The organism is Bdellovibrio bacteriovorus HD100 (assembly GCF_000196175.1).
Lineage (GTDB): Bacteria > Bdellovibrionota > Bdellovibrionia > Bdellovibrionales > Bdellovibrionaceae > Bdellovibrio > Bdellovibrio bacteriovorus.
In genome coordinates, this window is record NC_005363.1 from 3,046,795 (window position 1) to 3,072,620 (window position 25,826).

The 25,826-nt window shown below is 51.6% G+C and carries 18 protein-coding genes; 9 read left to right on the plus strand and 9 right to left on the minus strand.

Going from position 1 to position 25,826, the window contains the following annotated elements; translation table 11 throughout:
• Positions 1-65: 65 nt before the first annotated feature.
• The 6 genes from BD_RS14370 to BD_RS14395 are packed head-to-tail and all read right to left on the minus strand — an operon-like array spanning position 66 to position 9,873.
• Positions 66-860 carry a PilZ domain-containing protein gene (locus BD_RS14370; RefSeq protein ID WP_011165500.1) on the minus strand — a complete coding sequence of 265 codons (795 nt, stop codon included), beginning with the start codon at positions 858-860 and terminating at the stop codon, positions 66-68.
• A gap of 28 nt (positions 861-888) precedes the next feature.
• Positions 889-3,984, minus strand: coding sequence for a UvrD-helicase domain-containing protein (locus tag BD_RS14375; protein WP_080559008.1), 3,096 nt, complete (start codon positions 3,982-3,984; stop codon positions 889-891).
• Positions 3,960-6,683, minus strand: coding sequence for a PD-(D/E)XK nuclease family protein (locus tag BD_RS14380; RefSeq protein ID WP_011165502.1), 2,724 nt, complete (start codon positions 6,681-6,683; stop codon positions 3,960-3,962). Before BD_RS14380 ends, BD_RS14375 begins: the two co-directional genes overlap by 25 nt.
• Before the next feature lie 5 nt (positions 6,684-6,688).
• Positions 6,689-7,807, minus strand: coding sequence for a hypothetical protein (locus BD_RS14385; RefSeq protein WP_011165503.1), 1,119 nt, complete (start codon positions 7,805-7,807; stop codon positions 6,689-6,691).
• A complete protein-coding gene (locus BD_RS14390; protein WP_011165504.1) occupies positions 7,807-8,778 on the minus strand; it encodes a hypothetical protein in 972 nt (323 codons plus the stop codon). Before BD_RS14390 ends, BD_RS14385 begins: the two co-directional genes overlap by 1 nt.
• 9 nt (positions 8,779-8,787) lie before the next feature.
• Complete coding sequence (locus BD_RS14395) at positions 8,788-9,873, minus strand: PorV/PorQ family protein (protein WP_231839194.1); 1,086 nt, start codon at positions 9,871-9,873, stop codon at positions 8,788-8,790.
• Between the two features lie 202 nt (positions 9,874-10,075).
• Here BD_RS14395 and BD_RS14400 point away from each other — a divergent pair, with 202 nt between their 5' ends.
• A complete protein-coding gene (locus BD_RS14400; RefSeq protein WP_011165506.1) occupies positions 10,076-10,798 on the plus strand; it encodes a hypothetical protein in 723 nt (240 codons plus the stop codon).
• A gap of 160 nt (positions 10,799-10,958) precedes the next feature.
• Here BD_RS14400 and BD_RS14405 read toward each other — a convergent pair whose 3' ends face one another.
• Positions 10,959-12,140, minus strand: a complete 1,182-nt coding sequence (locus BD_RS14405) for a PorV/PorQ family protein (protein WP_011165507.1) — start codon at positions 12,138-12,140, stop codon at positions 10,959-10,961.
• 96 nt (positions 12,141-12,236) lie between these two features.
• Here BD_RS14405 and BD_RS14410 point away from each other — a divergent pair, with 96 nt between their 5' ends.
• Complete coding sequence (locus BD_RS14410; protein ID WP_231839195.1) at positions 12,237-12,764, plus strand: hypothetical protein; 528 nt, start codon at positions 12,237-12,239, stop codon at positions 12,762-12,764.
• Here BD_RS14410 and coaE read toward each other — a convergent pair.
• On the minus strand, positions 12,755-13,360 hold the full coding sequence (coaE, locus tag BD_RS14415; RefSeq protein WP_011165509.1) for a dephospho-CoA kinase: 606 nt from the start codon (positions 13,358-13,360) through the stop codon (positions 12,755-12,757). The genes BD_RS14410 and coaE overlap by 10 nt on opposite strands.
• Positions 13,361-13,425: 65 nt before the next feature.
• Here coaE and BD_RS14420 point away from each other — a divergent pair, with 65 nt between their 5' ends.
• From BD_RS14420 to BD_RS14445, 6 genes are read left to right on the plus strand one after another with little or no spacing between them, the layout of a single operon-like run.
• On the plus strand, positions 13,426-15,387 hold the full coding sequence (locus BD_RS14420; RefSeq protein ID WP_011165510.1) for a protein kinase domain-containing protein: 1,962 nt from the start codon (positions 13,426-13,428) through the stop codon (positions 15,385-15,387).
• A 39-nt stretch (positions 15,388-15,426) separates the two neighbouring features.
• Positions 15,427-17,208, plus strand: a complete 1,782-nt coding sequence (locus BD_RS14425) for an AMP-dependent synthetase/ligase (protein WP_011165511.1) — start codon at positions 15,427-15,429, stop codon at positions 17,206-17,208.
• Positions 17,205-17,945, plus strand: coding sequence for a formyltransferase family protein (locus tag BD_RS14430; RefSeq protein WP_011165512.1), 741 nt, complete (start codon positions 17,205-17,207; stop codon positions 17,943-17,945). The genes BD_RS14425 and BD_RS14430 overlap by 4 nt, the downstream gene beginning before the upstream one ends.
• A complete protein-coding gene (locus BD_RS14435; RefSeq protein ID WP_011165513.1) occupies positions 17,942-20,359 on the plus strand; it encodes an alpha/beta fold hydrolase in 2,418 nt (805 codons plus the stop codon). The genes BD_RS14430 and BD_RS14435 overlap by 4 nt, the downstream gene beginning before the upstream one ends.
• Positions 20,352-21,215 (plus strand): UbiA family prenyltransferase, encoded by an 864-nt coding sequence (locus tag BD_RS14440; protein WP_011165514.1) that lies wholly within the window; start codon positions 20,352-20,354, stop codon positions 21,213-21,215. Before BD_RS14435 ends, BD_RS14440 begins: the two co-directional genes overlap by 8 nt.
• 2 nt (positions 21,216-21,217) lie before the next feature.
• Entirely contained in the window at positions 21,218-23,902 is a 2,685-nt protein-coding gene (locus BD_RS14445) for a phosphoenolpyruvate synthase (protein WP_011165515.1), read from the plus strand.
• A 120-nt stretch (positions 23,903-24,022) separates the two neighbouring features.
• On the opposite strand, the gene BD_RS14450 is transcribed toward BD_RS14445, so the two are convergent.
• A complete protein-coding gene (locus tag BD_RS14450; RefSeq protein WP_157865723.1) occupies positions 24,023-25,234 on the minus strand; it encodes a hypothetical protein in 1,212 nt (403 codons plus the stop codon).
• A 219-nt stretch (positions 25,235-25,453) separates the two neighbouring features.
• On the opposite strand from BD_RS14450, the gene BD_RS14455 reads away from it, so the two are divergent.
• Positions 25,454-25,786, plus strand: a complete 333-nt coding sequence (locus tag BD_RS14455; protein WP_011165517.1) for a hypothetical protein — start codon at positions 25,454-25,456, stop codon at positions 25,784-25,786.
• The last annotated feature ends 40 nt before the right edge of the window (positions 25,787-25,826 follow it).

The window sequence follows — 25,826 nt, forward strand, 5'->3', positions numbered from 1 at the left end:
CGCGCCTTTTTTTTGCCCAAAATCCCAATAAAAAAGGGAGGCTTCAAGCCTCCCTTTTTCTTTTCTTACGTTCTTGCTTTCGGGAACAATCCTTCGCCCTTCGTGAAGAGCTTTTTCAACCAGACACCGAAGCTGTCTTCCGGACCCGGCAGACGTTCGGCGATGATCAATCCTTCGCCGCGAAGTTTGGCCACCAATGCCTTCATCTGCTTTTCAGATTCATCCGTATGAGTGAACTTCACACCATAACCGGGAATATCAGTAAGGGTGTTCTTGTAAACCACCGTCCCGTTCACCTTGATGTGCTGACTTTGATAGGTCCAGTCCATCTCTACCGTGTCGTTTTCATTCAAAGCTGGAGCGGAGGAAAGAAACAAACCACCCTGGGAAATACTTTTGATAAAGGCCTTCTGCCCGTTGGCGGATCCCATATGATTAAAGTGGTAACGAGGAGCCGCCTCCCACCAGCGCATGCGCGGATCGAAATACACCTTCTGAACGGAAGGCACCACGAAGTAAGCCACCACCAGCACATCGATCAAAACCACCACCAGCAGAAGCACCAGAGTGCTCATGTTCATGTTGGTCCAATAGCTATAAATATTTGAAAGCAGAATCACCAGCAGACATCCCAGATAAGCCCAATAGCTCCAGCGGCGGCAGATGAAAATAAAGATCCCCGCCAGCACCGGCACCAGAACATAAAGAGCCACCAAAGGCTTTGGCAGAACTTCAAACCAGTAGGTCCACTGCTGAGACAGCGTCCTTCCAGAACGAAGTGCATTCAGCAAAAGGTTGCCCGCCGGAGCCAGGATGTGAAGCAAAGCAAGGATGATGAGGGACCATGGTTTTGTTTTCATATCAAAAATGATATGGAACCCTCAATTCCTAGACAAGGAAATAGTTGTCGATGCTTTTTTCAAGCCGTTCGTTCAACTCTTTCAGGCTGCCCAGCGCTTCGATCTTGACCACTTCGTCCACAGGATAAACAACCGCCAGTTTCACCTGCTGGACATTGTCCAGATACTTCATGCGATACAAAGCCCAGGTGTAGGCCTCCAGCTGCCTGAAAGCCGTGTCGGAATACCGTTGGGATCCGGTCTTGTAATCCACCATCCACAACGTACCATCAACAACACCCCAAAGATCGATCTGCCCCTGCATCAGGGCTTCTTTATACTTCAGAGCAAAGCCCCACTCGACGAACCCCTCATTGATGATTCGTAAAAGCGGCAATTCCGGGGTCTTCGCCAAAAACTCCAAGGGCTTTTTCAGGTCCTCATCTGAAATCTTCAAAAGCTCATCAAATGACGTGAACTTCAAGGCCTCAAACAACCGATGCGCATTGGTTCCCTGCTGAGCCCGGGCCAGTCCCGCCCCCAGTTGAGAAGCCTTCGGCGTGTAACCTCCACCAGCCTGCACTCCCTCGGGTGTTACCAGTTCAGTGACCGAGATGTATTTTCGTTTTTCAGAAGCTTCGGCCTGCCACTGCGGGCGCAGGTCCTTTTCCGCGAGGTCTTGTTCAGACATCTTGACGGGTTGAGGATTTTCACTGCGTACAACGTAAGAGAAATCTTTTTCCTCGTGAAGACCTTCTTCCAGATTCAGCGGGCAATGGGCCGCCCAGGATTTCTTCCCGACTTTTTTATCCCACAACAGTGTCACACCGGATTTTGCCCGGGTCAGAGCCACGTACAAAACACGGTTGAACTCTTCAGTTTCACGTTTGCGAAGTTCTTCCACAATCTGATCGGCCAGCACACTGCCAGCCATAGCTTGAGTTTCTTCGTTGCGCACTTTCAGGGACCATAAGCCGGTTTTTTCATGAATGCTCAGAACCGGCGCATGACTTGCGCGCGGGTCATTGCCCATGCCCGGCAAAATCACCTGATCAAACTGCAAGCCCTTGGACGCGTGCACGGTCATAAAGTTCACACGTTTGGGCTCAATCACCGGAGTCGCATCCGCGTCCTCGCCCCCTTCATCCGTGGACAGGGTTTCCAGGCTCGAATCCAGGAAGTCCAGATAGTTAAATCCCGGACGACGCTCTTCCTGCGAAAGCAAGGACACCACCTTCCACAGATTCGCCTCGCGACGGCCCGTGGAATCAATGCGGGCGGAATAATCAAACAATCCCAGATCAATCAGCGCCTTTTTCAAGGTCCAGGACAGGCCTTTGACTTCCGCCTGAGCCAGCAGCGCCTTCATCACCCGCAACGGATGAATCTCGGGCTTTTGATCCAGGTTTTTTTGCGCCTCTTTCCAGAAAGAATGACGGAAGGAATGGCAGTAAGAAAGAATCTCGCTGTCCGGCAGCGCCAGCCATGGGGATCTTAAAAGCGCCACGAAATTGGCATTGTCATGAGGATTCACCAAAAACTTCAAAACCGCCAAAGCGTCCAGCACCTCACGGCGCTCGTAGAATCCGCTGCCGCTGTGAAGCTGCAAAGGCACGCCGTATTCCTGCGCAACTTTGGCAATGTCTTCCAACGTTCTATGAGTTCGGCCCAGAACACAGATTTGCTCCGGACTGGTGCCGGCTTGCAATAGTTCCTGAATGCGCGCGACGGTGGCCAGAATTTCGGCCGAGGTCTCGTCCTCGTCACCAGTTTCAGACAGCACAACCTGCACGACTGGAACTTCCGGGCCTTTTTTCGGCTTCTTTTCATCCGGGGTCATCGCAGCAAACTGCGAACCCAGACGAGTGAAATAATGATTGAAGAACTCCAGCACTTCCGGGGAAGACCGGTAGTTCACAAGTTTGACTTGCACGTCGCCCTGCTGGGCTTCGATTTCAGCCACCTTTTCCCGGAAGACCTCGGAGCGGGCGCCACGGAAAAGATAGATACTTTGTTGTGGATCCCCGACGATGAACACCGGCTTTTCGCCGACAAGATGGCGCAACAGCTCCACTTGCACGGGGCTGGTGTCCTGATATTCATCGACCATCCAGAAGTCCCATTCTTGCGAGAACTTCACGGCGGCCTCCGGCTGATCCAAAGTGATTTTGGAGGCCAGGGTTTCAAGGTCACTCATGGACAGCAGACCGCTTTCCAGTTTCGTCTGCATAAAATCGCGACAGAAATTCTGCGCCAGCTCTTCAAACAGGGCGCAATTCTTTTCATGGCGATCCCAGTATTCGGGACGGTAACGAGGCTCGGCCAAAAGACGGTCGACGCGATCACGCAGTTCCTCCAGCTCTTCATTCAGACTTAAGCTGAACGGCGGGGTCGCTTTGCGGAAGACAGGCTTGCTGATGTTTTCCCAGAAAGATTCCAGACGGGCAAAGAAGCCCTCCCAATCACCGTTCGAGGCATTCCAGTCAAAACCGGTCATTGCACCGGCATAATCCACCCACTTGTCATTGCTGGTTTCCTGGGAAATTTCCAGACACACCCGGCGCAAAGCCCCGCCGATATCAGCCACAAACTTGGCGGTTTCTTTTTCCATCTCACCACGGCGGATGAAGGTCATTCCCGGAAAGATCACCTGTTCGCCGAAATATTTGAGCAAGGCCCCTTCCAGAGTCTGAAAGTCATATTCTTCCAAAAGTTCCTGCAACTGCGGATTTTCCAGCAGGTACTTGCGCATGATCTTGCGTGCGCCCTTGCGAATCTCGGATTCGCTCATGATTTTATAGTCCGGAGTCAGTCCGATGGCGGAACCATAGCGGGACAAGAACAGGCTTAGCACCCCGTGAATGGTTGAAATCTGCACCTGGGACTTGGAGCTGACAAACTGGAACAAACCTTTGTTCTTTTCATCGGTCTCCTCTTCAACCAGCGCTTTTCCAACAAGACGCTCTTTCAGTTCCTGGGTGGCTTTGCGGGTGAAGGTCGTCACCACGATCCGTGGGAACTTTTTATGCTTGGCTTTAAAAGCTTTCGCAAAATCCAGGAAGGTCTGGGTCAATGTCGTTGTTTTCCCCGCGCCGGCACCGGCACGCAGGATGATATTTCTTAATTCAGGTGTGGTGCCCGACATTGTCGCCTCCACTCACAGCTAGTACAGGTTTTGAAATCAGCCGGCTTCGCATCACATTCACCATTCTTGATGCGCCCCAAAGTCGTCATCAGAATCTGGCTGAACTCGGTCAGATAGCGTTCTTTGGCCTCGAAGGTGGCGTTTTTATCCTTGCGCTTATTGGCCGGGTAAAGAACGCCGGCCAGGTCATCGACCTTGAAGCCCTTGCGCTCAAAGTTTCTGAAAACATAATAGAACAATCCGATGACTTCACCTTGCACGTCCTGCACCAGGCCCTTTTCCAGAACCCACATATAGAACAGAAGCTGCAATTCATGGTTCTTCAACCATGAACCGTGGGCGGAAATCCCGCCCGAAGAACTTTTATAGTCAACCACCACCAGTTGCTTGCCACCGTCACTGTCAATACGGTCAATCTGACCGGAAATACGGAAGCAGTTGTCACGAGCCTCGGTGGAAATATCCCCGGACTGCGGATCCAGATAGAACTCAAAACGTTTTTCACGTCCGATGGTGCGGGTCTTCTTAAACTCTTCACGCCAGCGCTTTTCAAAATCCAGGAAGCGCAGTCCCAGTTGTATGTGTTTCTTTTTCAGCGGCGTCCACAGACGCTCGTCTGCGAACACCAGCTTCTTTTCCACCCGCACGGTTTCAAGCAACTGATCCAGCTCTTCAACCTTCCAGTCAAAGCGCATGGGCTCAATCGTCAGCTTTTCAAAGATGGCATGGGCTAACTGCCCGCGGGTGCGGTGATCCACGTCCAGATCAATGTCCGGCAGGTCTTTTAATTTGAAATATCTTTGTGCCGCGAAGATAAACGGACACTCCAGGAAGCTTTCCACCGCCGACGCCGAAATGCGTGGCAATTCTGGCGATGTAATTGTGGCAAAGGGAACTTTCCCCAGATCCTGAAGGATTCTTTGTTCCACCAGCTCTTTTCTTCCGGCCAGCAGCGGACGTTCCCCCCGCTGTGTGGAATGTTGCAATTCATCCCAGCGGGTTTCCAGGGGCACCGTCAGCTTTTCATGCTCGCCTTGCAAACTCATCCAGAAGGTGGCTGGTGAACACAACGAACCACTCAAGTCCGTGGCACCGAAGCAATAAAGGTCTTCATCACTGTCGGCTTCTGCCAAAAGGCGCAATTCAAACTCCAGATCGCTTTGGTCCGGATTATCCAGATAGAAACCAATGTCTTTGGCTAGTTCAAAATAGTCTTGTCCTGAAAGCTGGGTCTTGTTGCGCCCCTTCAGAGCTTCATCGGTCAGACCCACGAAGATACGACGACGGGCTTTTTCACTGTGGGCCGACATCAGCTTCGTCACCATGATCCCGCGAGGCTCACCTTTTTCCAAAGTGTATTCCTTGGCCGCGACGATGCTTTCAAGATAGCTCAGCCATTCTTTCCAGGTCAGGGATGTGCCGGCCACAGCGTTTTGCAGAAGTTCACGCAAAACAACCTGCACGATATCGGTTTCATCGGAATTCCAGGACAATAAAGCTTTAGCGACAAATTCATCGCGCTTTAAGAAACCGCCCAGATCCATCTGTTCGAAAAAGACCTTATGCACGATTTCATTGCGCGCCAGATCCTCATTGACATAGAGGCTCTTAAACAGGGACCGGAACTCCTCGTAGCGCAGTTGTTGGGCCTCTTCTTTTTCAAAGAATGAAATCTCCAGATCCGAAGTCGACAGTCGGCCGCTTTTGGATCTGAGCAGCGCCAGCCAGCGGGTCACCGAAGGCAGGCTTTGGGCCTTGTGAGTGATGTCTTTTTGCGCGGGAATCCCCTCTTCAGCCAGATACGCCTGAAGCACGGGCCAATAGGTTTCAATGTCCGGGGCAATAACGGCGATATTTTCAGCGACGATGCCCTGATCCAGCCACTGACGGACCTGACCAACACTGTGTTTGATTTCAGCCAGCATGCCTGAGAAGCGCAGAACTTCGGACTTCTTTTCCCCACGCACCACCGCCGGCAGCTTTTGCACTGCCGTGCTCATCGCACGCAGGTCTTCATAAGGTTGCAACAGGAAGTGGAAGTCCGACCGCCAGGCAGGGGTTGGTTCTAGCACCACGACATCGACAGCGCGTGAAAGCGCCTGCAGCAGCTCAGCCTCCACCCGCGTGATCTCTCCGCTGAGATCCACGATCAAGGGCATGCTCCAGACTCTTTCCAGGTCATTGAAGTTTTGCAGGTACGCGGTGATCCAGTCCGCCGTGATCACACGGTGTTCCTGAAGCAGCTTTAGCGCGCAGAAACGCGCGCGTAAATACCATTCCTTCCAGCGGTTCATGGCTTCCGGATGACTTTCAAACCATTCCGTCAGACGAGATGTGCCTTCCGGATGAAAGATGACAGCCGCCATCTGATCGATATAACTAAACACAGTGTCTTCGGCAGAGGAATTCACACCCAGAACATCGGCGTGTTCATCCATGATCGTGCGCAGAAGAGATCTGGCAAACGGATCACTGACCAGACGAAGCCCCGGATCCAGACGCTTCAGCAGCATCTTCCACAGGTCACTGGCACGCAGAACGGATTCATCGATGTACTGGCCATCACGGCCCAGGATTTTCTGCTGAAGTTCAAATTTGGTGCGCAGATCCGACACGAGCCAGGATTGCTCGCGGGGATTGTAATTGGCGAAGATCTCAGAAATCTGAGATCTGCTTTCAATGGAAATTACTTTCAGCATCAGTACTACCGGCGTTGTTTCAGTTTTCTCTTCTTGCCGCTAGTATCCGTGAATTTGAAGTTAGCATCAAAGCTTAAATCAATGCTGAGGCCCACCATGATGCGATTGTCAGCACTCTGACCCGGATAGACACCCAGCTCTTCTGTGTAACTTGCAGCATCAAGACGGAAAATAAAGAAATCAAAGCCCGCACCATAAGAGAAATAACCCTGATTGATACCGGCGCGCAGATCCAGGAACGGAATTGAAATCTCGGTCCCCAAATGCAGCTTTTTACCAATCTGAATTTCCGGATCCAGAAGGTGCTGACCTTCCAGCGCGACAATCCAGTCAAGGCCCGGAAGATCAAATCCCAAGGACACCCCGGCCCCCAGATTCTGAGGAATGTGCGATGGAGCATCATTGCCCGATGTCTTTTCGAAAGCTGTGTTACCCACATCTTTCCAAACCACCGTCAAAGTCGGATTCAGTGGAGTGTCGGCCTGGGTCATCAGTGCGATGTCCACGCCATAGCCAGTCCCTTTGTTGTTAAACTCATCCATGATGGCACTGAGATCGCCCGCATTCGCCACAGTCGTCAGCCCTAGCTCTTGCACATCCCCGCCCCAGCGGTTCACACGCTTCATCGCAAGCCCCAGATAAGTTTTCGGTCCCAGCGGATAAGCCCCGCCGATATAGTAGGCCGAGTCATTGCGGAAGTAGGTGGTGAACTCTGGATAACCCGGATTGTGCAGTTCTAACGAAAGAGTGTAATCCGTATAGTAACCAAAGCCGATGTACGGCAGGGCAATCGCGGCACTGCCTGTCCCCAGGAAATGGAAACGTCTGCCGAACAAGCCGTTGTAAGTCGACGGATCATTCGCGTCGATGCCTTCGATGGCATCCAGATCCTCGGTGCTAGGCACCCGACCACCCAAACCAACACTCAAAAGATGAATGTCCAATCCTTCGATTTTACCCATTGCCGCAGGATTCGTGAACAGCGCCTCGGACCCCTGCACTGTGGTCAGTATCGTGCCCCCCATCCCCATGGAACGGATAGGCCGGTACATCTGATTGATTTCTTGCGCCTGCAGAGGCAGACCCAGAAGCAAAAGAATGAAAGACGCCAGGAGCTTCATCATCAGAACCCCGGAATCTTCAGACGAGGGCAGCAGGCCGCCGCGTCGGGATAAACTTTGGTTGGATCACAAGTGCCGAATCCCATGCCGTTGGCATCCATCAGCACGCGGATTGTATAAAGTAATTCGGGTGTCACGGCCGCTTCATTGGTGGCCGTGCAGTTCCCCGCCCCGGCTACAGATTCACACTGGGTAAGCGCATCCTGCAGGGCTGTTAATGTGGAATTGTCTCCGGAAAGAACCGAAGCCAGCGCCGAGATGTTTTCAAAAATCAGTCCTATTCCTGACGCGACTTTTTTGGCTTCTGTATCAGTGACTGAACGGGTGGGCGCCACCACCGGAGCCGGAATTGCCAGAGGGTTTTGTGGACTTGGACCTGGTTGATCCCAGCCATCGGTGGCTGTGGCTGTGCCAGGAGCTCCCGAATAGTTATGGCAAACACTGAAGTCCGTATTATAGACACCGTCAGCGACGCCATCATTGGTCGGATCCAGTTTCGCTCCCAGAGTTGTCCCGATACGGGCAATTCCCAGTATGGTCATGAAAAGATTCTGATCCTGCGTGCGTTCAAGCACTGTTCCCAGAGACGAGATGATTGTGATGGCCTGATCACAGGACGCTGTATCCAGAGTGTTGCCACCAAAAATAGAAACAAAGAACGGGAAAATATTGGCCGATGGACTATTCTGCATCCCGCTGATGATATCAACGAAAGTGAATCCACACTTGCCGGCATAGGCCCCTGCCAGAGTTTCTTTCACACTGACTTTGGCAGCATAAGAAGGCGAAATCTGATTTTCGATAATATCAATAGCTTCGTCCCACTCCAGGGCATCGAGCTTTTTCTTGGCCTCATAATAAAGTGCATCGTCTGAATCCGTGTCAGAGACATCGGTCAGCAGATTGGGCTGCGCACAGGAGGTGGTCAGTACCAGGCTCAGCAGAATTATGAAAGCTTGTTTAACACATTTCATGCTTCATCCTTAAAACCGGTATGCGAACTTGACGGTGTATCGTCTGTCTTCTTTCGGTGAATCTGAGGTGCCGATCTCTTCGCCGTAGGTGGCAAACTGCCACTGAAAACGTTCGGAGGCGAGCTCCATACCAGCGGTCCAATACCTTTGATTATATCCGGCACGGGCAAAAACCACATCCCCGAAGTTCAATTCGAGACCGCCGTGGATCAATTTGGCCTTATCCTCTTCATCCCCTGATGTTAATAAACCACGGTACTCCACCGTCCATGCCGAGCGAACATAGTTAGAATGAATCGGAAAGATTGCTGCCGCGACATCAATGTCCTGCTTCACCAAATTGGGACGGTTGGCTGTGTCCAATCGGACACCATGTGCCTGATCGAAACTGGTGCCACCCACATCACGAACCACCGCTGCCAGCGTTGGAATCATTTTCCAGGGAGCTGCCAAAATCAAACCGACATCTGTTGAAAGCCCCACACCTTCACTGGCGATGGAGTCATAACTCATAGGACCCGTCGCTGATAAAACAGGATCATCCACTTCCACGCGGCTGATCAGTTTAGTGTTGAAGCCAAGCTTCACCCGGCCGTCAAAGAAGCGGAAATTGAAACCGAGTACGAAGGCCAAATCATTGCGATAGTATGCATCCACAGTGCTGCCATCGGCCGACATTGTCGCATCCAAAGTGTAATTGCCATAAATGCCGACACCGAAGTTTCTTCCCACAAAGGACGGCATAACCTGAAGTTTGGCGTGATAAGGAGTGCCGCGCTTTTTATCCAAAGCACCCAGCACGTCTTCAAGGCTGTAGGGATTTGAAAAAGACTGGTCCGCATAGAAACCTTGAGTCTCGGAGCCAAATTCAATCTCTGGATCGAAGATCGTCCCATAGAAATCACGCAGTTTACCCAACGCTGCGGGATTCACCAGCAAAGCGGTCTCATCATTGGTGACAGCAAGGCAAGCCCCACCCATTCCCAGGCAGCGCACCCCACTGTAAAAACTATGACGCTCACGTGCGTTCACGTCCGGCGTGAACACCATCAAAAGAAACATTTGAATGAGCGCTATCCACAAAATCCGTTTCATAGATACCTCGTTTAAAAACATCGAATCAAGTCATCAGACTTATCGGACGTTTTCGGGCTCACATTGAGACGTTTCAGAAAAATACATTCAAACGTCCGGCTTACATAATTGTTACGAATTCAGGACCAATGTCGATTGTGAGTTAAGGACCCCGGATGAATTCCGATAAGTTCTCTGTACCTAAGACCAAGGAGTATCCAGGATGTTTTCGAAGAAAGTCGCAACAATGATTCTAGGATTGAGCGCAGCTCTTCTCACGGGATGTGAGGCTGAACAAACTGAAAAAGATATGATTGCCGAAGCCCAGTTCTGTCTGGACGAAGCGCGAGATGCGGCTTCTGCCAATGCCTGCATGAGCAAAATCAACGGCATCACCTCTCCGAACGCCTATACATTAAGATGTGCTGCCGGGTTTATCTCTTCCGGTATCACTTCCGCCGCCAATCTTTCCTCGGCCCTGACTGCGATCAGTGACGGTGGTGGCCCAACAGACATGCTGACCGCCCTGAACTTTGGCGACGTCAGCCTGGTGAACAACACGGCAGAATACTGCAATCAATCAGGTCAAAAAGGTCTGGCTTTGATCGGCGCGATGGCGAAAAGTGCCACGGCTCTTTCAAATGCAGCGGAACTTCTGAACCTGGGTTCTTGCGGTGGTGACCTGTCCGGCTGCGACACTGCGGCGATTGAAGGTGCTATCAACGACATTATTGCTGATCCGAACTCCCCGGCTGCTGTGGAAGCCATCGAAGCTATCGGTTCATCTATTCAGACAGTATATTCCGTAACTTGTGGCGGAACCAATAACGCCAACACAGACATCTGTGGTGATATCAACCAAGCGGCCGCCACTGCCGGCATTGACATGTCCACCGCCGACATCAACGCCATCGGCCAAGCCCTGCTCGCCCAATGGCAACCATAAAAGGTACCTGCTTACTTTTGCAGAAGCTCTGCAGCAAAATAGAAAACGGCCCACTTTAGGGCCGTTTTGCTTTTTCTAAATCTGTATTTCGGACAAATAACTCGATGCTTCTGCAGAACTGCGGTGGGCCCTCCTGTGGAGGGTGCCGCAGAGGTACCTTTTAGAAGTCGAGGTTAAGGCGGGTCATGTAGACGCGGCTTTCTACGGGGGTGTTGCGGGTGCCGACGTCATCTGCGTAACTTGCGAAGTCCAGGTTGAAGATTCCCAGCTCAGCCGAGATACCTGCTGTCCAGAAAGCCTCTTTCAAGCCCACACGATAATGACCTTTCCACCAAGTGGATACGGTCCAGTCGAACTCAAAGCCCAAGTGAACACCTTTTCTCCAGTTGAAATCCGGATGACCCAAATCACGCACATCCAGCACGCCGCGACCACCAAAGATCCACATGCTTGGATATTCCCAGCGCGTTCCGATGTCCACCACTCGATAAAGCTTCTCAGGAGTACCACTTTGCGCTTCTTTGTTCAGAAGCTTCAAAGAAGAACCAAAGCCTGTTTCTGCCACGTTTCGAACCACCAAACCCACTGTCGGGCTGGCCAGACGAAGCACTGACCACAAACCTGAATCCGGCAGCTCTGGCGTCCACAAGAAGCCGATGTCGGCATCAATAGTGTAACCTTCCAGCATGTCTTCTTTTCTGATGATCTCATCGCCACCAGCAAAGTCCGTCGCGCTGATCGGACGGCTGTAGAAGCCACGATTCACAAACTTACCGGTCACACCCCAGGAAAGGCGGCCATGATTCACACCTTTCATGTCATCCGCATAGGACAGAGCCAAAGTGGTGTCGGCATAGACGGTCGTGTTGACTGTCGGCCCCACCTGCTGGTGCATGGCCATTTCCACAGACAGATCCGCAGGGATCAGGGCGATTCCCCAGTTGGGACGAACCCAGAAGCCTTCCATCGGCGCGATACGCATGGAATAGACCTCGCCATAGTTCTTTTCGATCAGCTCCAGATAAGCCTGCTGCTTTTGCTGCTCGGTCTGATTGCTGCTTTCGATATCCTGGAACTCGTTATAGAAGTCCATCGCCCCCGGCGTTCCACCGGCCGTCAAAGACAGATTGATCTGCCCGTCCTCACGACGAGCCAGACCTGCGGGATTATAAAAGATGGCGGAGTAATCATTGGCGACCGCGACAAAAGCATCACCCATCCCAAGGGCGCGAGGAGCCTGATAGTGGTGGTGAATGGTGGTGCTGATGCTTTCAGCCTGCGCAGATACAGTGGTGATCATCGCAGACAGACCCGCGAGGAACAGGAATCCTCTATTGAACATAAATTTTGCCTCCAAAATTCTTACCATTGATTGTAGACATAATTTATACTTTGTCTTATGCGAGTTTTTCTAAGCCTCCTTTTTTTGACCTTGGTCGTGAGTTCAATTCAGAGCCTTGCGGCGCCTGCAACGACGACCACTATAGAAACATCTCCTCTCTCTGCTGAGGATGATCCCGATCTGGCAACTGTAAAAGTCTCAGATTTCGCCGAACGCAAAGAATTTCTGATTCAGACGGCGGTGGGATATCAGAGTGGAAACTATCTGGAACGCGACGAATGGTCCCAAGGCCCTTACCTGGCACTGCGCTTTGCTTTGATTAAACAATCGCCGCTACCGGCCTGGGACTATGAAATTTCCTATAACACTGAGGAATTCCTCGGCATTGGAGTGGGTCATCGCTGGTACTTCGCAGAAGAAGACCGTTACCTGCCTTACGCCCGTCTGGGTGGCAACGCCTATCTGGAGTCCTCGGATGGTGTGACGGGTTTGATTGAAATTCGCCGCTGGCGGGTGCATGCCGGGATCGGCGCTGGTGAAACGTTCACCGGCGAAATCGGCACCGGGTTTTCAGTGACCGGACCGGATATCTATGCCCAGTTCGGATACAACTTTCAATTCTGATTTTTTAGTTCTTCCAGCCACTTCAGCACCCGGTCCACTTCGCGCAACAAATGCTGCTCGTCGCGGTTGTTGTGCAGAACAAAGTCCGCCTGCTGCTCTTTGAACTGAATGGGAATCTGGGACGCGATCCGCATCTCGATTTCATCCTCGCTCCAGTTCTGGCGGCGCAGACGCTCTTTTTGTTGCTCCTTCGTGCAGGCCACCACAATCACACCATCAAACTGATCCTTCGCGCGAGTCTCAAACAACAAGGGGATATCATAGATGGCGAGCTTGTGCCCCATGTCCTCGTACAGACGACGACGACGGCGGGTCTCTTCGCGGATCAACGGATGAGTGATCGCTTCCAGCTTGTGCAAAAGCTCGGGGTGACCGAAGACCTTCTGCCCAAGCTTGCGTCGGTCCAGGGCTCCGTCGGCAGTCAAAAACTCTGGACCGAACTCTTGTATGACGGACTTAAGTCCAGCAGAGCCCGGCTTCACGACTTCCTTGGCAATTTCATCAGCATCCACCACCGGAATGTCGTGAGTTCGGAGCATTCTGCTGACCGTGCTCTTGCCACAGGCTATACCTCCGGTCAGTCCAATCCATTTCATATTTGAAACTCCTTAAGGATTATTTTTATTTTACCGATAGTCTTCTCAAAGGGGAACATGATTTCATGTCTCAAGCTGTGGAACAGTTCGGAAAATACATTCTTCTAGAGAGACTCGCCGCCGGCGGAATGGCGGAAGTGTATCTTTCTAAATCCACAGGTGCCGTGGGCGTCAATAAGTTCGTCGCTATCAAGCGCATTCTTCCCCAATATTCCGATCATCAGGACTTTATTGAGATGTTCAAGGAAGAGGCAAAGATCGCCGTGAATCTGAATCACGGGAACGTTGTCTCAATTTACGATTTCGGGGTCGAAAGAGCCCAGTTCTTCCTTGTCATGGAATACGTCGAGGGCCGCAACCTTCGCCAGATCCTGAATGAACTTAAGAAAACCAACACTCAATTCACCATCGAGCAGATCGTATACATGATCAAAGAGGTGGCAGCTGGTCTTGACCACGCTCACCGTTGCATCGATGGCACCACCGGCAAACCACTGAACATCGTTCACCGCGACATGAGTCCGCAGAACATCATGGTCAGCTTTGAAGGTGAAGTGAAGATCATCGACTTCGGTATCGCCAAAGCGGAAACGCAGATGGAAGCCACCAAAGCCGGTACTCTTAAAGGTAAATACGGTTACATGAGCCCTGAGCAGGCCGATGGTCAGTCCATCGACCCGCGCACGGATATTTTCTCCATGGGTATCGTCCTGTGGGAGCTTCTGGCCAACGACCGCCTGTTCACTTCCAACAGTGAAGCGGCGATCCTGCGCAAGATCCGTGAATGTCAGGTGCCTTCCATCAGAAAGATCAATCCTTCCGTTCCACCGGAGCTGGAAAGAATTGTGAACAAGGCGCTGGCCAAAGACAAAAGCCTGCGCTATCAGACTGCGGCGGCCTTCCACCGTGACCTGAACCGTTTCCTGAATACTCAGTATCCAGAGTTCTCCCCGCACGACTTCAGCGTGTTCATGAAGAATGCCTTCTCGGCCGCCTTCCTTGAGCAGCGTCGCAAGCTGGTTGAGTTCGCCAAGATTCAGTCGCAGCCTTCTTCTGAAGACAAAACCATTGTCACTCAGACAGACATGCGCACGCCACAACGTCCTCCGGCTTATGCCCCTCCCGCGGAAGCAGCCGAAGGCGAAGAGCGTCTGGATCTGGACACGTCCACTGATATTCGTGTGAATCTGGACAATCTGAAAACGCCACCAAAACCTTCCATGCCGAAGGTTCCAGGCGCAACAGACACCAACATCACACAAACCCGCACGTCGGCAACAGGCACTTTTGCCTCAGGCCCGGGCACCATGACTCGCACACCTTCCAGCGTCTCCCCGATGGGAACACGCACGTCCATTGGCAGACCGGCGCCAAGTTCTTCCATGGAAGACATCACCGGTATCGCGATGAAAGCGGTGGGTGCATTGCTGGTTGTCGTGGGCTTGTGGTGGGGTTACACCAATTTCGTAGCAAAAAAATCTCCGGGTAAATCCGGTGCGACAGCAGGTCTGACACCGAAACCGGCCACCGCGGGCAACGCCCAGGCTGCCGGCACCCTGCAACAGACTGAACTGGCTGCCACCTCTCCGGAATACACTGTCACCATCTATTCCAATCCGGGCGGCGCCCGCGTGGTGATTGATGGCAATGACACGGGTGAATTCACACCGGTGCGCAAGACCGTGAAAGCCAACACTCCTTACAGTCTGCGACTGGTGAAGGAAGGTTACACGGATCTGGTGACAACCATCACTCCCACTTATGAGGCGTACTCTTTCACTGGAACTCTTCAACGACTTCCACGAGTGGCTTCCCTGATTATCAACATCGTCAACGGCGGTGCTAATCCGGAACTTCGTATTGCCGGCGTTCCAGTCAGCATCAAACCGAGCGGCGACGCTTATCTGATTCAGGCTGAAGTTGGTGTCAAAATACAGGCTAGAAACAAGACGACAGGACTCTCTGCAGAAACCACAATTACGGTTCCAGCAGACCAGAGAAAAATTGTAGATTTATATCTGAAATAATCACTTCGTCGCAAGTCACGGCAACCAGGAGTTTTCATCATGACGAAGCCCACCACTTTGGGTCATTCCATTCTAAGCATGCGCAGCCGCAACCCTCACCACGTGGCTGTCAAATACAAGGTCAACGATTCCTGGAAAGAAAAAAGCTGGAATGAATACTACTCCGACATCGAAGCCGTCGGCTGTGCCCTGCTGTCTTTGGGAATCAAACCCGGTGACCGAGTTGCCATCATGGCCAACACCCGTGTTGAATGGTCCACAACGGATCTGGGCATCTTTGGTATCAAGGCCATCACCGTTCCGATCTATCAGAACAACACCGCCGACGATGTGGAATACATTCTGAACAACTCCGAATCCCGTATCCTGATTTGCGAAAGCCGCGGCCCTTTGAAAACCTTTGAATCCGTCCGATCCAAATGCCCGAAAGTGGAAAAGGTCATCGTCTTTGACGAGACCTGCCCGAACCCGGATGTGGTCACGTGGCCGAAGCTTTTGCAGATGGGAAAAGACTATCTGGCAAAACACCCCAGCCAGTTCCAGGAGCTGTGTGCATCCCTGACTCAGGAAGATATCGCCACGATTTTGTACACTTCCGGAACCACCGGCCGCCCGAAAGGGGTGGTCATGACACACCTTCAGGCCATCAGCGAAGTCAGTGAAGCATTCCCTCTTTGTGGCGCCACCGAAGCTGACACCTCCTTGTCTTTCCTGCCCTATGCCCACATTTTGGGTCGTATTGAGCACTGGGGTCACGCTTACATCGGATTCACCCTGGCCTTCGCAGAAAGCTTGGAGAAGATCCGCGGCAATTTGACCGAAGTGCGCCCGACATTCATGATTTCTGTTCCGCGCATCTTTGAAAAAATCTATGCGGCAGTCATAGCCCAGATCCAAACCCAGCCTTTGAAAATGAAAGTCTTCAACTGGGCCCTGGAAATTGGCACCAAAGTCGGCGAATACAAAATGAGCGGCCAAGTTCTGCCGCTGGATCTGCTGGTTAAGTACGAACTTGCAAAAAAACTTGTCCTGGACAAAATTCCGACGGCATTCGGTGGTCGCCTGCGCTTCGCCATCAGTGGTGGTGCGCCGATCCCGCGTGAAATTGCCCTGTTCTTCCACGCCGCGGGCATTCTGATTCTGGAAGGCTATGGTCTGACTGAAACCACAGCCGCCGTTACGGTCAATACACCTTTCAACTATAAATTCGGCAGCGTCGGCCGTCCCATTGGCGAAGTGAAGCTGAAGATTGCGGAAGATGGCGAGATTCTGGTAAAGAGCGACAAGGTGATGAAGGAATACTATAAAAATCCTGAAGCCACCAAGGAAGCCTTCACCGATGGCTGGTTCCACACCGGCGACATTGGAGAAATCCTGCCTGGTGGTGACCTAAAAATCACTGATCGCAAAAAAGATCTGATTAAAACCGCAGGTGGCAAGTACGTGGCACCGCAGCGCCTGGAAGGACTGCTCAGTCTGTCCCCATACATTGCCAACGTTTTGGTCCACGGTGACCAAAGAAAGTACATCGTGGCTTTGGTCACACTGGACCGCCCGACTGTGGAAAATCTGGCCAAGGAAAAACAGGTCAGCTATTCCGACTGGAATTCCTTGGTACAGTCCCCGTTTGTGCAGGATCTGATCAGGAAAGCTGTGGCCGAAACCAACTCGCAGCTGGCGAGCTTTGAAAGCATCAAAAAATACGTCATTCTTCCCAATGAATTTACAGTGGAAGGCGGCGAACTGACACCGTCCCTGAAAGTGAAAAGAAAAGTGCTGGATCAACGCTTCAAGGACAAAATCGAAGAGCTCTATCTATGAGGACCCTGCTGGTCACCTCGGCGGTGACGTTTGTTCCGCACAACTACGACAAGCTGACGTTGCCGTTGGCACAAGAGCCTCATATTGAGGCTCTTGTCGTTATAGACAACCGAAGCTGGGACATTCTGCTTAAAGCGTTCCTGTTGATGCTGACTCTGGCCGCCCCGCGCATGGGCTGGCAACTGCTGATAAACTTCTTCGACAACTCTCTGAAACGAAAACAGCAGGCCTATGAGGCCGCTGGAAAAAAGGTGTACGTCGTCAAGGACATCAATTCAGAAGAATCCCTGGCTCTGCTGATCCGCCTGCAGCCAGATCTGATTCTGAATGCGCGCACGCGTTCATTTTTCAAAAAGAAACTGCTGGCCATTCCCAAAATGGGATGCCTGAACATCCACCATGGACTGCTTCCGGATCAGCGTGGGCTGATGTGTGATTTTTGGGCCCATCTTTTAGACACCCCGGCAGGATTTTCCATTCATGAAATGACCTCGAAACTGGATGACGGCGCCTTGCTAAAGGTCGTGGAAGTTCCCTCCGATAAAAAGGATTATCTAAAGTCCCTGGATCTTGGAGCGTCATTCGAAGCAAAAGCAGCCTCGCAGATCCTTCAGGAGTTCGCCTCCCAAGGTAAGATTCAGGGTCTTGAGAACCAGAAAACTGAAAGAACTGTTTACAGAAGCAATCCACGCTTGCGTGATTTTTACCGGCTTCGTTCAAAAGGAGTCAGAATATGAAAACCATCATTGCTCTGCACGGAAACCCCGGCCATCCCGAGGACTGGAGCCTTTTGCAAAAGAGTCTGGATCCCAACGCCTACAGACTGCTGGCGGTTGAAGCTGACAGCGAGGAATGGATCCGCCTGCTGACTCAGGACAAATCCAAAAAAATTCTGCTGGGTCATTCCTGGGGCGGCTATCGTATTCTGAAATCCCTGCCAAAGTATCAGGACTATGTTGAACAGGTGGTGCTGGTCACTCCTTATATCAAACCGGAGCGTCCCCTTTCGGCCGTGGCCAAGGGACTCTTACAGTTGCCGATTCTGGGCGACAAGCTGATTCAATCGAGCCATACAAAATCCAAAGACGGTTTCTTTGCTGATCTGATTCATCCCCTGAAAGCCGATGCTCTTCCGTATCTGGCCAAGGTTCAAGAACGCCTGCAGGACTGGAAGCTGTGGCAAAAAACTGTCGCCAACAAAATGAAAATGGAAGCTCAGCCGTGGTCCTCGGGTGATGTCTGCAAAGTTCCGGTGACGGTGATCTATGGCCGCCAGGACAAGATCAGTCAGGATTACGCACAGAATGAAATCGTCTCTAAATACCCGTCCCACAAAATTGTCCATGTCGACAATGCCGGACATGGACTGCTGTGGTCTCACGTTCAGGACATTCTGAAAGTACTGACGACAGAAGCCAGCAGCAATGCTTCAGACTCTGACAGCAAGATCGGCTACTATCCAGGTGAAGACGGACGAAACAACGTCATCACCTACATGGAAAAACACCTGAGCGAATTCCCAGAACGCGTGGCTTTGCGCTGGGCCAACCCGCAAGCTTTAGCGCAGTGGAACGGGGATCCGAAAACCCCGATCAAACACGATGAAATCACCTATCGCCATTTCGCCGCCCGCATCAACTCGTTTGCACGGGGCCTGATGGATATCGGCATCAAAAAAGGCGACCGGGTTATCATCTTCCTGCCGATGAGTCTGGACATGTACACCGCCATGTTTGCGGTTCAGCGTATTGGCGCCATTGCCGTGTTCCTGGATTCCTGGGCACGCAGTCACCATCTGGGTGCTTCCGCAGAATGCGTGGGCCCGAAAGCCATGATCAGCTTTAAAATGGCGTTTGATCTGGTGGAACAGGTGCCGGAATTCAAGTCCATGCCGATCCGTGTTCTGTACGGCCCTGGCGACAAGTTCACGCACAAGTTTGAAGAGCTGCTGAAAGCAGATCCTTCACCCATTGAACCGGTGGAAAGCGAATTCACCGCTTTGATCACTTTCACCACAGGATCCACAGGAAAGCCCAAGGGTGCCAACCGCACTCACCGTTTCCTTTCGGCCCAGCACCATGCGCTTTCTCACGTGATTCCGTACACCGAGAAAGACAAGGACATGCCGGCCTTCCCGATTTTCAGTCTGAACAATCTGGCTTCAGGTGTAACCACCATTTTGCCAGCGTTGAATCTGGCGGCTCCGGCGGCCCACGACTCGGCATTGCTGGCGTGTCAGATTCTGCATGAAAATATCAACTGCACGACCCTGTCACCGAGTATGCTGGTGGGGGTCGCCAAGTTCTGTAAAGAAAACAACATCCAGCTGACCGGACTGCGCCGGGTGGTGACTGGTGGAGCGCCGATTTCCAAGGATGACGTCAAAGCATTCTATGAAATCGCTCCGCAAACCGATCTGTGGATTTTGTATGGTTCGACAGAAGCAGAACCGATGGCCCACATTGAAGGCCGCGACATGCTGAAAGAAAGCAATATCACCGACCCTGAAATCATCGAGGAAGGTGTGAACGTCGGTCATATCAGTGAAGACATCGACTATCGTTTCATCCGTATCAAAGATGGTCCCATCGAACTGAAGGACTCCCCATGGTCCCAGATCGAGGTTGCCAACGGTGAAGTGGGTGAATTCATCTGCACGGGGGACCACGTCTGCCGCGACTATTACAACAATCCAGAGGCCTTCAAGACCACAAAAATTATGGATGAAAAGAACCGCGTATGGCATCGCACAGGCGACTTGGCTTACATTGATCCCGACAAGAACCTGTGGATCGTGGGCCGGGTGAACAACGCCATCGAACGCGCCGGCAAGTACTACTTCCCGGTTCGTGCCGAAGTTCTGTTAAAGCGTATGGACTTCACCTATCGCTGTGCTTTCCTGGGTATGGATGATGCGAAGCTCGGCCAGGCCACTTATGCGGTCGTCGAACTGAAAGAAGGCATCGACGCGGCAACTTTTGATTTTGCCACTGCGAAAAAAGAAATCCAGCGTGTCTTTGAAAAGAACAAAATCCCGGTGGATGAGATCAAATTCGTCAACAAGGTTCCGATGGATCCGCGCCACCATTCCAAAGTTGAATACAAAGTGCTGCGTGACCAACTGAAGGAACCAGGAGTTGTCATTGGCTAAGTGGTGGATCCTGGTCAAAGAAAGATTCAGTCCGGCCTCTTATGTGCCCATGATATTGCTGTTCACGTGGGCCAACGGGTTGTATCTGACCAACTCGCTAGAGCAGGACTGGAACTGGTCCCGCTTCGCCGTGGTTTTTGTGCTGCTGCTGTCGTTCTTTTTCCGCATGCGCCTGTTTGATGAAATCAAGGACTATGAAGTCGACCTGAAGATCAACCCCACCCGCCCTCTGGCGCGCGGGGTTTTGTCCGTAGCGCAGGTCAAAAAAGCCCTGTTGGTTCTGATCGTGCTGGAACTGGTGATCGCTGGTTCTTTGGGGCTTTCACCTTTCCTGGTGCACGCCATTGCCATTGGCTACAGCCTGATGATGTACGAAGAGTTCTTCATCGGGGATCTGCTGCGCCCGCATCTGACGACATATGCGGTGTCTCACACCTTCGTAAGTGCCTTGTTGGGATTGTCCGCGGGCGTTGCCATGACCGGCATGGATCTGACCCAGCTAAAGACCGAACACGGTCTGTTCTTTTTGATGAACTGGTTCTTTTTCAACTTGTTTGAATTTGCCCGAAAGACCTTCGCCCCTGAAGAAGAGCGCGACCATGTTCCCAGCTATTCCAATATTTTTGGGTGCACCGGAGCCTGGGCCCTATCAATAAGTCAGGCGGTTTTGGGTGTGGCTTTGATCTATTTCCTGCATCCCAGCCTGTGGCCACCGATAGCCTTGACCCTGTATGTGGCTGTGAGCCTTGCCTATCTTTTGCGTAAATCACGCAAGACAGCGGCCTTCTTTAGAAATATCAGCGGCGTTTATCTGCTTGTTCACTACATCATCCTTATTTGTATCTTGGGAGTTTAACCATGCTTGTCACCCCCAAATCGACCCTGTTTTTTGCAAAGAACGAAGCCGGTGGTAAAGGCTTCAATCTTTATCTGATGTCCCAGGCCGGCTTGCCGGTTCCTGAATGGGTGGTTTTTGGCAAGCGCTACTTCCATGAATTCCTGCAGTCCGCGGACGTGAAAGTCCGTCTGGAAGGAATTTTAGACCGCCTGCTTCGTCAGGAGCTGACACCCGCTTTGGCGGAAAAAGAAGTTCTAAGTTTGTTTGAATCAACTCCCCTGCCGGCAACGGTTGAATCTTCTTTGGAAGAAGCCTTGCATTCCCTGGGGTCTGACAAGGTCTTTTCCGTGCGTTCTTCCGCCGCGGACGAAGACAGTCTGTCGCATTCTTTTGCCGGACAGCTTTCAAGCTATCTGTATGTCTCTGGCAAAGCCGACATTCTGAAATACATTCGTCAGTGTTGGGCTTCGGCGTTTTCTGAACGCGGTCTGGTGTACCGCCTGGAAAACAAAATTGATCTTAAGAAAATCTCGGTGTCTGTGGTTCTTCAGCGCATGATTGATCCGGATAAATCCGGTGTTTTGTTCACCTGTGACCCCGTGGCGAAAAAAACCGACACCTTCGTCGTTTCCTCGGTGTATGGCGTGGGCGAGGGCCTTGTTTCCGGAGCTTTGGATGCGGATTCGTTCTGGCTTGATGCCAAAAGCGGAAAGATGCTGCGTGAAGAACTGGTCGAGAAAAAAGAGATGATGAAAAAGTCCGCCTCCGGTCATTGCGAAATGAAGCCGGTCAGCGCGGATAAAGTGAACACCGCCTCTTTAAATTCTGAAGAAATGAATGGCCTGTACCGCTTGGGACAAAAAATCCAGGAACAATACCACCGGCCTCAAGATATCGAGTGGGCCGTGGAAAGTGGCAAGATCTATATTCTGCAGACCCGTCCGGTCACAAGCCTTGATCAGGATCTGATTGGTTATCCGAACCTTTGGGATAACTCGAACATCATCGAATCCTATGGGGGATTGACGTCGCCATTGAGTTTCAGCTTCGCACTGAGAAACTACAAAGCCGTCTATGTGCAGTTCTGTGAGGTTCTGGGGGTTCCCAATGACATCATCAAGGACATGGACTCGTACCTAAGCTATATGCTGGGGTCTTTGAACGGACGCGTTTACTATAATCTGTTTAACTGGTACAAGCTGGTCGGTGTCTTGCCGGGCTTTAAACAAAACCGCGAGTTCATGGAAACCATGATGGGTGTTTCTGAAGCACTCAGCGATGAAATCGCCAATCGTATCAAGCCCCATCCTTCCTGGGACACTCCGGTGGGCCGCCTGCGCAAGGCGATCACGGGCTTTAACTTTATCAAATACCACTTCACTATTCAGACAGTCGTTGACGACTTCCTGACCACCTTCCACAAGGACTATGACCGTTTCCGCGCCATGCCGCTAAAACGCATGCGCGGAGATCAGTTGATACGCGTGTACATGGATGTGGAAAGAAACATGCTGGGCCGCTGGAAGGCGCCGATCATCAATGACTTCCTGTGCATGGTGCACTTTGGTCTTTTGCGCAAACTGACGACCACCTGGCTGAAGGAACTTGATTCCACCATTCAGAATGATCTTCTGGCTGGCGAAGGCGGACTGGAAAGTGCCGAACCCACCAAGGCGTTGTTGCGACTGGCAGCAAAAGCCAACCAGAATGAAGGCCTGCGCAAACTGATTGAAGAAACCGATCCGAAAGAAGGCCTTGAAGCCCTGAATCAGTCTCAATACACCGAGTTCTATAAGCTGGTGCTGGACTATCTGGATCGCTTCGGCTTCCGCTGCATGAGCGAAATGAAACTGGAAGAGATCGATCTTCTGACCGACCCAAGTTATCTGTTTGTGTGTCTGAAGAACTATCTGAAATCCGGTCAGGTGGAAGCCCATGACGACACTCACGAAAAGAATCTGCGTCAGCAGGCCGAAGCCAAAGTGGCCGGGCATCTGACGGGCATAAAACAGAAAATCTATTTCTGGGTTCTGAAACACGCCCGCAAAGCGGTGAAAAACCGCGAAAACACCCGCTTTGCCCGCACCCGTATCTACGGGATTGCGCGCACGATCTTCCAGACTATCGGTGAAGACCTGGCTTCCTTGGGCGCTCTGGAGAATTCCCGTGATATCTTCTGGCTGACCATCGAAGAGGTCTTTGGGATTTACAACGGCACCCTGCCGTCATTCGATCTGAAAGCCTTCGTAGAACTTCGCAAGAAGGACTATGCCCGCTTCACTGAAGAAACCGACCCGCGTGTTATGACCCGTGGAGCGGTTTATTGGAACAACACATTCATCAAAGAAGAAGACCTGTCACAGGTCAGCAGTGAAACTGGCGACTGGGATCTGAAAGGTCTGCCGTGCTGTCCGGGGGTGCTTGAAGGTGTGGTGAAAGTCATCATCAATCCAAGCGACAACCTGGATCTGAATGGCGAGATTCTGGTCACTGCCCGAACCGATCCAGGATGGGTGCCACTGTATCCGTCGATTTCAGGTCTGCTGGTGGAACGAGGAAGTCTGCTTTCGCATTCCGCCATCGTGGCCCGAGAAATGGGAATCCCGGCGATCGTCAGCATCCCAGGGCTGACCAAGAAACTGAAAACCGGAATGCGCGTGCGGATTGACGCCAAAGCCGGAACCATCAAAATCCTGTCAGAATAGCGGCGCTGCTTCAGCTTGCGCACCTGCCGGTGCTCCAGCACTGCCGGCGAGTCCGAAAAAAAAAAGGGCTGCGAAATTTATCGCAGCCCTTTTGCTTTTTGGGGAAAGCATTTTTAGGGACTAAAGTTTCAAAGTTCCCAATTCAAACTGTTCAAGACCTTTGAAGATCATCTTCAGCTGATCAGAGAACACTGTGGACTTGCGGGAATCCAGATCCACCGTCGTGCAGGGAACTGCGCCAACAAGTTTCTTCAGAACTTTACATTTCACTGTCGTGGAGCAACTGGTGTTGTTGCAGGCCACAGGTGTGCCGTTGAAGAAGCTCAATGTCGGGTTGGTCATGAAAGCTTGAGTGTCAATAGCCTCAGAACAAGCTCTGCGGCGAACGCCGGACTTGTCAGAAGGACACATCCAGTCCTTCACCGCTTCAAGAAGATCAGCACGGGAAGACTGCAAAGTCAGTGGCTTCACAGTTGGAGTTAACAATGTGAAGTGAATCATCGCTTGAGGAATCAAAGCATCCACCGGAGAGAACACTTTATAGAAGCCCAAACCACGGCTGAATGTACCGAAAGAATCCACATAAGGAGAGTTCACGGGCTTCAAACGCAGACATTTTTTTGTCGTGCATTCCAGGGTCTGCTGAGTGATACGGGACGTGGTTCCGATACGAGTCAGGTTATCTGGATAATAGCCAACATCGTGATAGTACCAGTTGCCGTCAGTCATCATCTCTTGGAAGTCAGAGGATGCGAAAGAACCAAACACCGGGCGACGCCACATTTTTGCAGCCGCCGGGGCCAACAGCCAACCCGAGTTGCAGGAATGGAACACCACAAAGGCATTCGGCGCCAAAACGCTGCCCAGTTGTGCGAACTCTTCGTCTTCATGATCCAAACGGTCCCGTTTGTCCTGAAGGCGGAAACCATTATAGGTATTGGCATGTCCATAGAACTGTAAAGAAGAAATCGGCGCATTCAAATACTGCAGAGCCAATACCAGGCGTTCTTTACCCAGATCGTCGTTGTCAGCCTTACGGAAGCCAAAGCCTGCATTAGCCAGCATCGCGCTTTCCGCGGACAGGGATTCATTCACCGCGCTGATAATCACGCGCTGTCTTTGTGGAAAACGGTCACGGGAGACTTTAGCGCCAATGATCGCAGACTGAAGGAACTGTGTCCCCTGGTCATTACCAAAACCCGCTACAAATACGTCAGTAGGAACGCCTGCACGAAGCTTTGCCGGTTCAGAAGCAATCAGATAGGCCGCACTTTTTTGCGCCCAGGAACCCGCCACAAAAGCCAGAGCTCCCACGAGAAGCTTGAATTTCATTTTGACCTCACAAGTTAAAAACAGAGGCCACGTTCTACCACAAACACGAGGCGATCTAAACATTCTGTGATAATTCACAAAGCCGCCTGAAAAGAGTTCAGTAAAACGTCACATTGTCAAAAACTTAGACAGCAAAGCCCGTCGTAAAGCCTGCGTTTTCCCTCTGAAATGGGCATAACTCTCGCACCTGTCCCCGTGTGACTTAAAAATGGAGATTATATGAAAATTCTGAAATCGTTCGTCCTTGTAGCTTTGAGTCTTTCCGCCGTGAACGCTTCCGCTTATGGCCTGGAGTGCACGACTCAATCCCATATCATGGATTATTTGACTTTAGACCGCGATGGCGGTGAAGAAACCATCACCGTGAACTATCTGAGCGAACAAAAAGAACGCTTCCTGGTGATCAAGCACACGAAAGAACACATTGTCGCCGTCAAAGGCCAAGTCAGCGAGTCGAACCCAAGAAAAGTCGAACTGATGTTGGATGAATCCGGCAACGGCCAGATGGCCCTTTACGGACAAACAGCCGACGTCAGCTGCACCGAAAAGTAAATAAGACAAGCAACCGGGAACCAAAGGCGATTCAAAACGG

What these genes read in the sequence shown, in the direction of transcription:
- BD_RS14370 (WP_011165500.1), bottom strand. Translation starts at nt 860, where the DNA reads ATGAAAACAAAACCATGGTCCCTCATCATCCTTGCTTTGCTTCACATC.
- BD_RS14405 (WP_011165507.1), bottom strand. Translation starts at nt 12,140, where the DNA reads ATGTTCAATAGAGGATTCCTGTTCCTCGCGGGTCTGTCTGCGATGATC.
- BD_RS14395 (WP_231839194.1), bottom strand. Translation starts at nt 9,873, where the DNA reads ATGAAACGGATTTTGTGGATAGCGCTCATTCAAATGTTTCTTTTGATG.
- BD_RS14390 (WP_011165504.1), bottom strand. Translation starts at nt 8,778, where the DNA reads ATGAAATGTGTTAAACAAGCTTTCATAATTCTGCTGAGCCTGGTACTG.
- coaE (WP_011165509.1), bottom strand. Translation starts at nt 13,360, where the DNA reads ATGAAATGGATTGGACTGACCGGAGGTATAGCCTGTGGCAAGAGCACG.
- BD_RS14445 (WP_011165515.1), top strand. Translation starts at nt 21,218, where the DNA reads ATGCTTGTCACCCCCAAATCGACCCTGTTTTTTGCAAAGAACGAAGCC.
- BD_RS14375 (WP_080559008.1), bottom strand. Translation starts at nt 3,984, where the DNA reads ATGTCGGGCACCACACCTGAATTAAGAAATATCATCCTGCGTGCCGGT.
- BD_RS14435 (WP_011165513.1), top strand. Translation starts at nt 17,942, where the DNA reads ATGAAAACCATCATTGCTCTGCACGGAAACCCCGGCCATCCCGAGGAC.
- BD_RS14385 (WP_011165503.1), bottom strand. Translation starts at nt 7,807, where the DNA reads ATGATGAAGCTCCTGGCGTCTTTCATTCTTTTGCTTCTGGGTCTGCCT.
- BD_RS14420 (WP_011165510.1), top strand. Translation starts at nt 13,426, where the DNA reads ATGTCTCAAGCTGTGGAACAGTTCGGAAAATACATTCTTCTAGAGAGA.
- BD_RS14455 (WP_011165517.1), top strand. Translation starts at nt 25,454, where the DNA reads ATGAAAATTCTGAAATCGTTCGTCCTTGTAGCTTTGAGTCTTTCCGCC.
- BD_RS14425 (WP_011165511.1), top strand. Translation starts at nt 15,427, where the DNA reads ATGACGAAGCCCACCACTTTGGGTCATTCCATTCTAAGCATGCGCAGC.
- BD_RS14380 (WP_011165502.1), bottom strand. Translation starts at nt 6,683, where the DNA reads ATGCTGAAAGTAATTTCCATTGAAAGCAGATCTCAGATTTCTGAGATC.
- BD_RS14430 (WP_011165512.1), top strand. Translation starts at nt 17,205, where the DNA reads ATGAGGACCCTGCTGGTCACCTCGGCGGTGACGTTTGTTCCGCACAAC.
- BD_RS14450 (WP_157865723.1), bottom strand. Translation starts at nt 25,234, where the DNA reads ATGAAATTCAAGCTTCTCGTGGGAGCTCTGGCTTTTGTGGCGGGTTCC.
- BD_RS14400 (WP_011165506.1), top strand. Translation starts at nt 10,076, where the DNA reads ATGTTTTCGAAGAAAGTCGCAACAATGATTCTAGGATTGAGCGCAGCT.